The sequence below is a fragment of the Acaryochloris sp. IP29b_bin.137 genome (genome assembly GCF_028285745.1).
In the GTDB taxonomy this organism is placed as follows: domain Bacteria; phylum Cyanobacteriota; class Cyanobacteriia; order Thermosynechococcales; family Thermosynechococcaceae; genus Acaryochloris.
The window spans coordinates 1-12267 of the sequence record NZ_JANQOP010000361.1; the positions used below are offsets into that span (position 1 = coordinate 1).

At 49.5% G+C, this 12267-nt stretch carries 10 protein-coding genes; 6 read left to right on the forward strand and 4 right to left on the reverse strand.

Annotation, left to right across the window (positions count from 1 at the left end; all coding sequences use genetic code 11):
• Window positions 1–146 precede the first annotated feature (146 nt).
• Window positions 147–968 (forward strand): class I SAM-dependent methyltransferase, encoded by an 822-nt coding sequence (locus tag Q0991_RS24140; protein WP_299493480.1) that lies wholly within the window; start codon window positions 147–149, stop codon window positions 966–968.
• 528 nt (window positions 969–1496) lie between these two features.
• On the forward strand, window positions 1497–2567 hold the full coding sequence (gene recA / locus Q0991_RS24145) for a recombinase RecA (RefSeq protein ID WP_299493481.1): 1071 nt from the start codon (window positions 1497–1499) through the stop codon (window positions 2565–2567).
• 44 nt (window positions 2568–2611) lie between these two features.
• Here recA and Q0991_RS24150 read toward each other — a convergent pair whose 3' ends face one another.
• The 3 genes from Q0991_RS24150 to Q0991_RS24160 are packed head-to-tail and all read right to left on the reverse strand — an operon-like array spanning window position 2612 to window position 5425.
• The gene (locus tag Q0991_RS24150; protein WP_299493482.1) at window positions 2612–3397 is read right to left on the reverse strand and encodes a peptidase; all 786 of its coding nucleotides are present in this window, start codon (window positions 3395–3397) and stop codon (window positions 2612–2614) included.
• Window positions 3398–3434: 37 nt separating this feature from the next.
• Complete coding sequence (locus Q0991_RS24155; RefSeq protein ID WP_299493483.1) at window positions 3435–4232, reverse strand: DUF2993 domain-containing protein; 798 nt, start codon at window positions 4230–4232, stop codon at window positions 3435–3437.
• A 14-nt stretch (window positions 4233–4246) separates the two neighbouring features.
• A complete protein-coding gene (locus Q0991_RS24160; RefSeq protein ID WP_299493484.1) occupies window positions 4247–5425 on the reverse strand; it encodes a M20 family metallopeptidase in 1179 nt (392 codons plus the stop codon).
• Between the two features lie 235 nt (window positions 5426–5660).
• On the opposite strand from Q0991_RS24160, the gene Q0991_RS24165 reads away from it, so the two are divergent.
• The 4 genes from Q0991_RS24165 to Q0991_RS24180 all read left to right on the forward strand — a co-directional run bounded on the left by Q0991_RS24165 (window position 5661) and on the right by Q0991_RS24180 (window position 10541).
• On the forward strand, window positions 5661–6011 hold the full coding sequence (locus Q0991_RS24165) for a hypothetical protein (RefSeq protein ID WP_299493485.1): 351 nt from the start codon (window positions 5661–5663) through the stop codon (window positions 6009–6011).
• A gap of 346 nt (window positions 6012–6357) precedes the next feature.
• Window positions 6358–8673, forward strand: coding sequence for a tetratricopeptide repeat protein (locus tag Q0991_RS24170; protein WP_299493486.1), 2316 nt, complete (start codon window positions 6358–6360; stop codon window positions 8671–8673).
• Window positions 8674–8739: 66 nt separating this feature from the next.
• Entirely contained in the window at window positions 8740–9015 is a 276-nt protein-coding gene (locus tag Q0991_RS24175; RefSeq protein ID WP_299493487.1) for a glutaredoxin family protein, read from the forward strand.
• A 26-nt stretch (window positions 9016–9041) separates the two neighbouring features.
• Window positions 9042–10541: a UDP-N-acetylmuramoyl-L-alanyl-D-glutamate--2,6-diaminopimelate ligase gene (locus tag Q0991_RS24180; protein ID WP_299493488.1), complete on the forward strand. Its 1500-nt coding sequence runs from the start codon at window positions 9042–9044 to the stop codon at window positions 10539–10541.
• A gap of 6 nt (window positions 10542–10547) precedes the next feature.
• On the opposite strand, the gene Q0991_RS24185 is transcribed toward Q0991_RS24180, so the two are convergent.
• A partial coding sequence (locus Q0991_RS24185) for a cobaltochelatase subunit CobN (protein ID WP_299493489.1) occupies window positions 10548–12267 on the reverse strand: 1720 nt, incomplete at its 5' end.

Below are 12267 nucleotides of genomic sequence, written 5' to 3' on the forward strand. Positions count from 1 at the left end.
AATAGGCCTTTAAATCACTTCATCAACCTCAGTCGGAATACTCAATGCCCTAACCATTTTTGTTTGCCCTTGTTATTGACTGCATGGATTCAGACGCTAATCTTTCTTCGTTACAGCTAACATGCCCCATTTGCGACCAAAGCAGTATGCGCTTATTTCGCAAGCACAACTATTGGATACGAGAGTGTGATTGTTGCCATCACCAGTTCACGGAGCAACAACCCACGGCCCAAGGTGTGAGCAAAATTTATGATGGCCAGTATTTTCAGGGTGATGGCCCAGGTTATGTCGATTACTTAGCGGAAGCCGATTTGTTGCAACAATTAGGACAATATTATGCGGATCGACTAGCGTTTTATGTCCTCCCGGGTACTGTTTTAGATGTAGGTGCTGCCGCTGGATTTATTCTTAAGGGGCTGATGAATTCAGGGTGGCAAGGGGAAGGGTTAGAACCTAATCCTCGCATTGCGGCCTTCGGCCAGCAACAATTGGGTTTGAAGATGACGGTTGGGACGCTCGAAAACTATCACACTCAGAATCGGTTTGATCTGGTGATGATGGTCCAAGTGATTCAACATTTCTATAATTTGAAGCTGGCGCTGCATACTGCCAGTTCTCTGACAAAGCCGGGGGGATATTGGCTGATTGAAACCTGGGATCGTTTTAGCTTACTGGCTCGGATGCGCAGACGGGGTTGGCATGCCTATACTCCACCGAGTCGATCGCACTGGTTTTCCCCTTCTGGATTAGAGCGCTTCGTTGCCCAATACGGTTTTCAGGAAGTGGCGCGGGGTAGTCCCAGTAAATGGATGAGTGGTCAATATCGAAAATCGGTTCTGCGGTATCAACTGATTGATAAAGCGTGGGGCAAGCCGCTGGTGCGAGGCTTGAATTTGATGCCTGATCAGGTCAAAACGCCTTATTTAGGGGGTGATACTTTTTGGGGACTCTATCAAAAGGCCGTCTAAAGCTTGAATCTCCAGTTCAACCGCTGTAGAGTTTTCAGATCCAGATTTTTGCGGCAGTCCTACTTTACCTGAGTTCGGGTTAAGCAATCTCTGAAACTATTGATTTTGCGTTCTTTATGATTTTCTCTTTGCTTAGACGCTTGTGAATAAGCTCTGATATAGAGATTATTCTCAATAGAATAGACTGATTATCAATAAAAGATTGTTTAGTTCAAAGGTTGATTTTCTGAACCGTATATCTGAAAAGGATTTCTCGTATTTTCTTATCCCGAACGCAGGTTACTTTGGATATCTGCATTCCAGTTAGCGCAGTATATCAATCAAGTCTCTCCAATCCAAGTCCCTCACATAGATGTGAATCTTGTGAAGATGGTTGGAATGGATACCACTGTCAACATGAGTAAGTTTGCAACCCAGAACAATAAAACGGCTTGTTATTGAGAAAATAGGCTGATGAGGGGAATCTGCTTCTTGGTATGGTGAACAATAAAGTCATACTTGCCAAATCTAATTTTGTTTGAGGTGTTCATGGCCCCTGATCGTCCTACTAATTCTGAGAAAGAAAAAGCGCTAGGAGTAGTGCTGAATCAAATTGAACGCACGTTTGGCAAGGGGTCGATTATGCGTTTGGGGGATGCCACTCGCATGAAAGTAGAGACGATTTCCAGTGGCGCTTTAACCCTCGACTTGGCGTTGGGAGGCGGGCTGCCCAAAGGCCGAGTGATTGAAATTTACGGTCCTGAAAGTTCGGGCAAAACGACTTTGGCGTTGCATGCGATCGCAGAAGTGCAGCGATCGGGGGGTGTCGCCGCGTTTGTTGACGCTGAACATGCCTTAGACCCGACCTATGCTTCAGCCGTCGGGGTGGATACGGAAAATCTACTCGTCGCCCAACCCGATACTGGGGAATCGGCCCTAGAAATTGTGGATCAACTGGTTCGTTCGACGGCGGTGGATATTGTCGTCATTGACTCCGTCGCCGCCTTAGTTCCCCGGGCTGAAATTGAAGGCGATATGGGCGATTCCCATATGGGACTGCAAGCTCGTCTGATGAGTCAGGCTCTGCGAAAAATCACCGGCAACATTGGTCGCACGGGCTGTACAGTAGTGTTTCTCAACCAACTCCGTCAGAAAATTGGCGTCACCTATGGCAATCCTGAAGTCACCACGGGGGGAAACGCCCTCAAGTTCTACGCTTCTGTTCGTTTAGACATTCGGCGTATCCAAACCCTAAAGAAAGGAACGGAAGAGTTTGGGATTCGGGCCAAAGTCAAAGTTGTTAAGAATAAAGTAGCGCCTCCCTTTCGCATTGGTGAGTTCGACATTATTTTCGGTCAAGGCATTTCTACGCTGGGTTGCCTGTTAGATATGGCTGAGGAAACCGATATTCTGGTTCGCAAAGGAGCCTGGTATAGCTACAACGGTGAAAATATTGGTCAAGGCCGCGACAATACGGTTCGTTATATGCAAGACAACCCGGAGTTTACAGAGTCCCTTACCCAGCAAGTTAGAGCAAAATTAGATACGGGAGCTGAAGTCTCAGCGAACACGGTTGCCTCAACCAAAAAAAGTAAAAAATCGTCAGAAAAGTCAGAGTAACTTGAGTTCGAGTTAAGCAGGCAGTGAAGACTCATCTCTCACTATCAAGGCAAGATATCGGTCATTACCAAATGATTATCCTGTTCTTGTCCGTCTCCATTTTCCCAGGACAAGTTGGGTAACTTCTTAAAGGCTTGCCTTAAGGACGTTTCCCAAGACTTCCGTAAGCGTAATAAATAGGGGTCACCGCGCTCCAATTTGAGCCGATATCCAACCTTAAGGGTATCGGCTTCATACATCGCCATGTTAATGGGAGGGCCGACAGAAATATTGGACTTCATGGTGGAATCTAGGGACAACAATGCACATTTGGCTGCGGCATCTAGAGAGGTCTCTTCGTAATTGATGGTGCGATCCAGAATGGGTTTTCCATACTTGATCTCCCCGATTTGCAGATAGGGGGAATCGCGAGTGGCGCGCAAAAAATTACCTTGGCTATAGACCATATACAGTTCTGGTAGCTCCCCTTTGAGTTGTCCCCCCACCAGAAAACTACAATCGGCGCTGATGTTATCTTTTTTCAGCCAAGTCTGGTGCTGATTCAGGACTTCTCGCGTTTTTTCACCAAAATAATGGGCAATATCATACATGGATGTCAGTTCGTTGATATTGCCCTGCACTGCGGCTTTGCGATCGCGCCGGATCAAGGTCAACACACTCTGGGTCATGGACAAGTTCCCCGCCGTGCACACCAATAGCACCCGCTCACCGGGCCTGGAGAGATCAAACAGTTTTTGAGCCGTCGAAACGTAGTCAACCCCTGCATTGGTGCGGGAATCAGCTGCCATAACCAGCCCATAACGGGTGATGACGCCCAAACAGTAGGTCATGCGTTGCTCGCCTTGATTTGTAAAGAAGCGTATGCCTCTAGTCTAGGGCTGATTCCTCAGGTTGGATAGACATGATTTTAATTTGTCCCTGACAAAGAAGGGCTGTTTCCGTAATTTGGAGGAGAGTTAATTGAACATCAGGTCCTAAATCAAAGCTAAAGTCATTCAGTTGGGTTAGCGGAACGGGGTGATGATCAGGGGGATAGAATCCTTGGGGGTGTTCAAGATGTAATTCGTGGGGATTGACTAATACTAAGCCTGTATCCAACACAATGGCTTGAAGGGTTTGGGTTACCGGATGCTGAACTTGGGCCTGGATCTGGAGGCGATCACAACTCAGTTCCATTCGCAGCGCTGATACTTGAATCTCTGGTGAACCCTCAGGCTGCCAGCCTGGGAAGGGCCAGTCAGACGCTCCGCTCAACTGTTGTTCAATCAAAGGCACCAACCCCAACTTCATCGCTTTTTGGAAGAGTGCTGAGTCGGTCGATGCATCTAAATCAGCGGCGGTCAGGGCTGCATCCAGCTGGATCGGCAGGGGCGCTAGTAGCCGAAGGGCTTTGCCCCGCATAACCTGTCGGAGATTGGTACTGATATTTTCAGCAATGACTTGAGCTCGACTCAGGTGGATGCCTTGATAAACGGCCTGGGCTGCTGAGAGAAATACCCTCGGTATCGATCCTGAAAGAAGTTCACGATTACCACTGTCGATCCGAAGCTGAAGATCGTCGATGTGATCGAGTTGCGATCGCAACCATAATTTAATCGCTGGGGTAAGCACCCGCGCAATGAGGTGACCTTTCCGCTGAGGGGCAAGTTGTTCTTCGGTCTCCACTTCGGTCTCCAATCTTAAGCCTGCTGCCAATAGTTGAGAACAGCATGGGCCATCGTCATTACCCCTGTGACAATAGCAGATTCTTGGGCTTCAAATTGCGGGTGATGCAGCGGTGGATTGACTTGATTGGCCTTCCCTACCCCTAAGCGAAACATCGCTCCAGGGGCATGTTCTAGATAGAGGGAGAAGTCTTCTGCTCCTAAGGATGGCTCTGTGAGGACTCGCACGTTCTGGCTACCGCAAACGTCTTGCGCGGCAGTTTCAATTAATTGGGTCAAGCTCGCTGTATTGTGCACTGAAGGTACCCCCGCTTCATAATCGACATGGTAGCGGGCACCATAAGGGCGGCAGACGCTGGCCACGATATCTTCAATCCACTGAGGGAGATGAGCCCGGGTTTCTGGGTGGAGCGATCGCACCGTTCCCTGCATCTGTACCTGCTCCGCAATTACGTTCGGGGCTCGTCCCCCCTTCATTTGACCAATCGTCAACACAACGGGACGCAAGGGATTTTGGGTCCGACTAATCGCCTGCTGAAGGGTTGTGATGACCTGCGCGGCAATCCAGATCGCATCAACCGCTTCATGGGGACGAGCCCCGTGCCCCGCTTCTCCCATAATCGTGATTTCTAAATTATCGGCTGCTGCCGTCAGTGCTCCATACCGTACCGCCACCGATCCAGCAGGAATACTAGGAAACACATGCACCGACAGAATAGCATCGACATTTTCCATCGCTCCATCTGCGACCATCCAACCCGCTCCTTGGGCAATTTCCTCCGCAGGCTGGAAAAGAAAGCGTAGTTTCCCTGGGATCTGATCCTGCATGGCCGAGAGCACCATGGCTGTCCCCAACCCAATTGTGGTATGAACATCATGACCGCATGCATGCATAATCCCTGGTTTACGAGAGGCAAACGCTAACTGGGTCATTTCATGGATTGGTAAGGCGTCCATATCTGTGCGAATCGCGAGTTGCCGAGGATCGTCTCCTTCTCCGGTTAACTCACCAATCACTCCTGTTTTACCCACGCCTTCACGGACATGCAAACCGTAGGAAGATAGAATACCTGCCACATACGCAGACGTTTGATACTCTTGACCACTTAACTCTGGATAACTGTGGAGATGACGCCGAATCTCAATCAGTCGAGGAGAGAGCGTTGCCGCTAGCTGTTTGATCCGAGTCAACATGTAAACCTTTCAATTTCGATATCCATACTTCATGCTAAGGATCGATACTTATCCTTAAAGATTATGTTCTATGCTGCTAACAATCTAACGTCTATTTACGACTGGATCTTCCTGTTTTCAGAAGTGCCAAATTTGGGCAATCTAAGAAAAGCAGGGTAGCCACATTCCCAGGGCTTATTGTGGTCCCCACGAATCGTTTAGGCCCAACAACTTTTAGCTTACCCCCACTATAGTTATGACTGCGAATCACAATCCAGAAGAAGACTTACGACGTCGGGAACAAGAACTCAAAGAGCGAGAAATGAGCGTCCGGTTGCGAGAACTAGAAGCAGAAGTGTATGGCAAATCTGAGACTTCCCATACCGAAGCCCGTGAGGTAGAAGTGGTTACGGACGTTCCCCCCACCAAATCCTCCTTTAAACGGACCTTGCGCAAAATTGTCAACGTAGGTAAGTTCCTAGCTGTTGTGGTGGCAGTTGTGGTTGCGGTTAGAATCGCGATGTGGCTTGCTATGGCCCTGATGATTGGTTCGATCGCATATATTTCTTACGAACTATTTCTTAAGGGCGATCGCTCCTCTCGCTAATGGATGGGTGATTTGTAGTCTATACAACACCGTTCTGTCCCCTGTGATTATTCTCACTTGGTAGAATTAACTAAGGACAGCGCTAAGAGAAAGTCAATATTCTGAGGTAACCTCATTATCAAGTGCTTAAAATTGAATGCTTTAGGTCAGCACTTGACCTAGCCTGAAACGATATCAATATTGACCCTAACCCCGCTTTTTTATCCATCTTTATTGACACCCCCTAGGCCCTCAAGTGACTGCTTTTCTCAGGAGACTTCGCAAGATACTATCGAACAATCCCCCTCCTAATCAGGGGGAGGCTGAAAATGCAGGTGGCTCTCTAGTTAAACTGTATGGTTCGAATTTGAATAATCCTGATGCCCTGATTAACCGTGCCAATAAGCGGGCGATTAACGGGGATATGGATGGTGCATTGGGCGATTTTGATGAGGCCATCGCTCTCAATCCGGCCAGAGCAACCGCTTATTTCAATCGCGGCTTTCTCTACAATACCCTGGGTAAATTTGAAGCGGCGATCCATGATTTTTCAGAAGCGATAGCGTTACTGCCCGACTACGATGAAGCCTATTATCAGCGAGGGAATAGTTATCGACAATTAGGAAATTTTCAGCGTGCGATTCTGGACTACTCGGAGGCCATTCGCATCAATCCCTATTGCATCAAAGCCTACTATAAGCGAGCCGAAAGCCGAGCCGATTTAGGGGACCATTCTGGTGCCCTTACGGACTACAGCCAGGTGATCCTGCGGGTCCCCAAAGATGCCAATGCGTATTGCCAACGGGGAATTTTTTTAAGCCAAAGTGGAGAGTTAGCCAAGGCCATTGAAGATTTCTCTACTGCGATTGAGCATAATCCTCGACTAGCTGATGCCTACTTTCATCGAGGATATTGTTTCGCCCAATTAGGAGAGGCGGAAAAAGCCTCCCAGGACTTTAGCGAAGCCTTACTCCACGATCCCAATCACCAAGCCGCTTATACCCGTGCCTATACCTTGGGCATGTTGAAGGAGTCTCCGGCTGAAAGCACTTCCACACCTGCACCCGACTATTCCCTCTCGATTTTGGAGGAGAGTGTCCCCGTCACGGCTGAATCGGTTGAAGATACACCTACAGACTCTGAGTTTTACCCCACCACCGTCCCTTTAGAACCCACTGCATTAGAGGACTTTTTTGAGCGAGCCAATAACCGGATCCAACGGGGCGATCTGGATGGTGCGATCGCAGATTACACCAAAATTATTGAGCAAGACCCGCACAATAGCCAGGCCTACTATCAACGGGGGCAAAGTCTAGAAGCGCTAGGTGAATCCCAAGCCGCCATGGAAGATTTGAGCCTGGCAATTCATTGGGCTCGGGTCCATTCTCTGGGACTGATGCGTGATTTTAGCGGCGAGCTGTCTACCACCCTAAAAGCCTTAAAGCAGGATCTAGCCGATCTGTCTTACCAAAGCCCCTTCGAAACCACGAACCAACCGTCTACTACATCGTCCCCCGAGCCCCAGCCCCCTGATCCACCCTCTCCACCTCCGACGATTGATCTTACCCATCCCTCCCAGACAGAAGAGGGTTCTAGCCCGTCCACTCCGAAGCCATCCAAGCCACCGTCAGGGTATCCAACCCACCGACCCACCGAAATTCCGACCATTGATATTCCCAGCAATCCCATACAGGAAAAACTCAAATTTAAACGGGCTGATATCGAGGCTCCAACTTCACCCGATCTAGATTCAAACCCCTTATCCAGTGAACCCAAAACGCCAGACGCCGCGCCCAACAGCTTGGATCACTCAATTGAGGCCTTAACCCGTGAGATCGAACGCAATCCGCTGGATGCCGATGCTTTTTTTAATCGAGGTCAGAGTCGCGCTTTAGCCGGAGACTTACAAGGAGCGATTGAAGACTACTCCCGCACAATTCGCCTCGATCCCAATAACCGAGAAGCTTACGTTAAACGGGCGCGCTGTCGATCTGCCCTTGGGGATGAAGTGGCAGCCCAGGACGATTTAAACCATGCGATCCGTTACCAACCCATCCGCCCCCCCAAGCCTCCCGCACGACCGGCTAGCCCATCCAAGGGCCATCGAGTTCAACCTCAGCCTCCTGATCCTTCATCCCAGTACTCTCGCCAACAGAACCCAGCCCACTCACCGCAGTCTGCTGAGCGGGATTCTCTCCAACCGCCCTCTCCATCAGACCTAGAAAGTACCACCCAAGAAGTGGCCTCTCTGTTCCAACAAGAAAATGAAGTACTGCAGTCTTCCCAAGCCCCTGCAACAAAGCCTTGTACCCATGCTGGCAATAGTCCTGGGAATCAATTTTGTATTCATTGTGGAGAACCATTGGATCCCCTCTCTCCCTACAGCGTCAATAACCTCTCTGGAGATGGGAAGTCCCAAAGGCCCACTCCCAAACCAGCGTTAAGTAACCATAAACAACGCTTACAAGAAGCGGAAAAGCACTATGACCAGGGCTTATCTTTATTCAAAGCAGGCGATCGCCAGGGAAGTTTACAATCTTTATCGACTGGCCTTAAGATTTTCCTGGAGCAACGGGAAATGCAGCGCTACCAACAGACCCTTAATTTGATGCAGGATGTTGCCCATGCCTTGAATGACACGGGCCAAGATGAAGCGGAACCGGACGACAGCCTGCTCCTCTAGGGGCCACATCTAAGCTAAAATCCAAGGGCCTTTTCCATTGAGGTTTGTGTCATCTATGCTGCAATCATGGTTACCTTGATTTTGTACAGTAAACCTGGATGTCATCTTTGTGAAGGTTTACAAGAAAAGCTAGAGCAGATCCAAGATCCTCCCCTGAAGTTGGAGGTTCGTGACATTACAAGTCGCGACGATTGGTTTCAATCCTATCAATATGAGATTCCAGTGCTATATAAGCAGGAGGTTTTTGTATCTTCAGGGCAGAGCATTGAGACACCCATACCCCGTCCTGCTCCCCGCTTGTCGGTTGAGCAATTGCAGCGGTTTCTGCAAAAGTATCTTTAGTGGTTTATCAACATCATTATTTGGGCATGGTCAAATTACGCGCCTTACTCGCTGAACTCTCTGCCAACCTATGGACCCATCCTGAACAGACTGAGCATCCTGCCCTGGATCAAGATATTACGGGACTCACGACAAATTCCTGGGCGGTCCAACCGGGTAACCTGTTTATTGGCATGCCGGGCACTCGCGTTGATGGCGGTAATTTTTGGAAAAGTGCCCTGGACGCTGGAGCAGTGGCGGCTTTGGTCTCAGATCAAGTTGATGTAACGAACCGAGATGCGGCTTGCGTCATTCCCTTACAGGATATGCCCCAAGCCTGTGCTGAAGTTGCGGCTGCGTTTTATGGTCATCCCAGCCAGAAGCTAAAACTGGTGGGTATGACGGGCACCAATGGCAAAACTACCACGACCCACTTAATTGAGTATTTATTAACGGCAGCCCAGTACCCTACAGCTCTATTTGGGACGTTGTATGCTCGATGGCCTGGACATCAGTCGACGGCCATGCATACGACCCCTTTTGCGGTGGACTTGCAGCAACAGCTCGCCGCTGCAGCCGCTGCTGATTGCAAGTTCGGCGTGATGGAAGTTAGCTCCCATGCCTTAGCCCAACAGCGAGTGTTGGGTTGCAAGTTTGCCGTTGCGGTGTTTTCCAATTTGACCCAAGATCACTTGGATTATCATCGGGATATGGAAGATTATTTCGCTGCCAAAGCGTTACTCTTCAGCCCGGAGTATCTAAAAGGCCGAGCGGTGATCAATATTGATGATCCCTACGGTCAACGCTTAGCCGATCAACTGGCACCTGATCAATGCTGGACTTATAGCATTGATAACGCTGATGCGGATATCTATACCCGTGAGTTGTGTTATGAGACGGCTGGTGTCAAAGGACAACTGCATACCCCCTTAGGCAGTGGCACATTCTTTTCTCCTCTGGTGGGGCAATTCAATGTATCGAATCTACTGGCAGGGGTTGGCGCTGCTTTGACACTAGACCTGACCCTTGAGCATATTATCCCAGCTCTAGCTCAGTTTCCAGGCGTTCCTGGGCGAATGCAACAAATTATGAGTTCTTCAGAACAAGACATCAGCGTCATTGTGGATTATGCCCACACCCCTGATAGTTTGGAAAATTTGCTAAAAGCAGCCCGTCCGTTTGTAAAAGGCCAAATGATTTGTGTGTTTGGGTGTGGTGGGGACCGCGATCGCACCAAGAGACCGCTAATGGGTGAAATTGCTGCCCGCCTCGCCGATCAGGCCATTGTCACGTCTGATAATCCCCGCACAGAGGACCCGCAGCAGATTTTGCAGGATGTGTTGGCAGGTATCCCTACTGAAGTACACCCCATTGTAGAGGTGGATCGACGGGTGGCAATTCAAACTGCGATCGCACAAGCTAAACCCGGCGATACTATCCTGATTGCGGGCAAGGGCCATGAAGATTACCAAATTCTCGGCACTGAAAAAATCCATTTCGACGACCGCGAAGAGGCCCAAACAGCCCTAGCACAGCGCTATGGATAACTAGAACTAAGCAGTAATGCCTTCTAATTCCTCGTCCGTCAGCTCATATAAAGCTCGGAGTTGATCCAAGGTGTCTTGATCAGGACTCCAAAATCCTCGACCATGCGCCTCTAGCATTCGACCAACGATATTGCGGAAGGCTTCTGGATTAGCTTGGCGTAACTTCTCCGCCATCTCTGGGTCTAGGGCATAGGTCTCTGCCGCTTGGTCATAGACCCACCCTTCTTGGAAATCAGCTGTGCCACCCCAGCCAATCAGGGCCGTCATTCGCTGGGAAATTTCATAGGCCCCGCCAGAGCCTTGATCTGCCATTGCGTCCGCCCATTTAGGATTGAGCAGCTTAGTCCGATACTCCATCCGCAGCAATGAATCTAAATCGCGCGGAGTCGTGTCTTTGGAGAAACTTTCAACAAAATTGGCTTTGACCTTGCTGCCCCGCTGTTGCTCAGCTGCTAATTTCAGACCACCGGTGTTGGCGTAATATTCCTGAATATCGGTCAGACCATATTCAACCGAGTCAATCTCTTGGACAATCTGCTCTGTACTCTTCAGTAAGGTTTGCAGGACCTCAGGCCGGGCTTGGCCTTTGTCATTACGACCATAGCTAAAGGCATTCCGATCACTCCAGGTTTGCCCCAACTCATCGGAAGATTCCCAGTTGGAGTCCGTCACACGGTCATTGACCAAAGAGCCGAAATCCCCGGCAGGGTTAGAAAAGAGACGAGCAGAGACATTCTCCACTCCCTGCTCTTTCAAGGCCAGGGCATGTTTGCGAATAAAGTTCTGGTCTGGAGGTTCATCTGCTTCGGCTGCTCGTAGAAAGAGATCATCCAACAGCTCAATAATATTGACAAAGCTATCCCGAAAAATCCCGGATAGATTCGCCAAAACATCTACACGAGGGTGATCGAGCTGATCTAAGGGCGTCAAGCCATAGCGGACAATCCGACCTGTCCCTTCTTTAATCGGTTCTGCCCCCACGAGTTCTAGCAGAATACCGATGGATTCCCCACGGGTCTTAATGGCATCTAATCCCCACAGCATCACGGCGACGGTTTCTGGGTAGGTGCCTTTTTCTTCTAGATTCTGGACCAAAATCTTGCGGGCAATCTCCCGACCCCGCTCATAGGCGGCTGGAGAGGGCATCCGATAAGGGTCAAGGGCATGGATATTTCGGCCTGTGGGTAAGACGCCGGGACCATCCCGGAGCAAGTCGCCACCAGGGGCCGGGGGCACGTATTCTCCGTTTAAACCGCGCAGAAGATTGGTGAGTTCATCTCCAGTTTGGGCCAGTAGGCTACGGATTTGTAGGGCTTCTTCTAGCTTGGGAGTGCTGCCATTGAGTTCAAACCGTTGACGAATCTGATCGGATGCTTCACCCGTAGCGACGGCTGCGATCGCATCCTCTGGTAACTCTTCTCCAAAGTAAGCCTGAAGGTAACTTTCCAGCTTTTCAGCATCGGGAGATTCACCCAATACATGCAGCCCAGAAGAGAATAACCGCGTTTCTAAAACTTGCAGATACTCATATAGCTCCACTAGATAGTGATTGAATGCCTCAGCACTAAACATCCGAGCATTTTCAGGCGTGAACTCAATGCCCAACTGCTTGGCTTCTTGGAAGGGGCAATCTGCATCAATCCCCGCATCAATAATCTTTTTGCAGATGGCCTCCCGCAACACCGCATTTTTTTCCGGGTCTTCGCGGTATTCCTGAATCAGATCG

Excerpts from the sequence above, each read along its gene's own strand:
- Q0991_RS24180 (WP_299493488.1), top strand. The coding sequence starts at position 9,042 with ATGGTCAAATTACGCGCCTTACTCGCTGAACTCTCTGCCAACCTATGG.
- Q0991_RS24165 (WP_299493485.1), top strand. The coding sequence starts at position 5,661 with ATGACTGCGAATCACAATCCAGAAGAAGACTTACGACGTCGGGAACAA.
- Q0991_RS24140 (WP_299493480.1), top strand. The coding sequence starts at position 147 with ATGCGCTTATTTCGCAAGCACAACTATTGGATACGAGAGTGTGATTGT.
- Q0991_RS24175 (WP_299493487.1), top strand. The coding sequence starts at position 8,740 with ATGGTTACCTTGATTTTGTACAGTAAACCTGGATGTCATCTTTGTGAA.
- Q0991_RS24150 (WP_299493482.1), bottom strand. The coding sequence starts at position 3,397 with ATGACCTACTGTTTGGGCGTCATCACCCGTTATGGGCTGGTTATGGCA.
- Q0991_RS24160 (WP_299493484.1), bottom strand. The coding sequence starts at position 5,425 with ATGTTGACTCGGATCAAACAGCTAGCGGCAACGCTCTCTCCTCGACTG.
- recA (WP_299493481.1), top strand. The coding sequence starts at position 1,497 with ATGGCCCCTGATCGTCCTACTAATTCTGAGAAAGAAAAAGCGCTAGGA.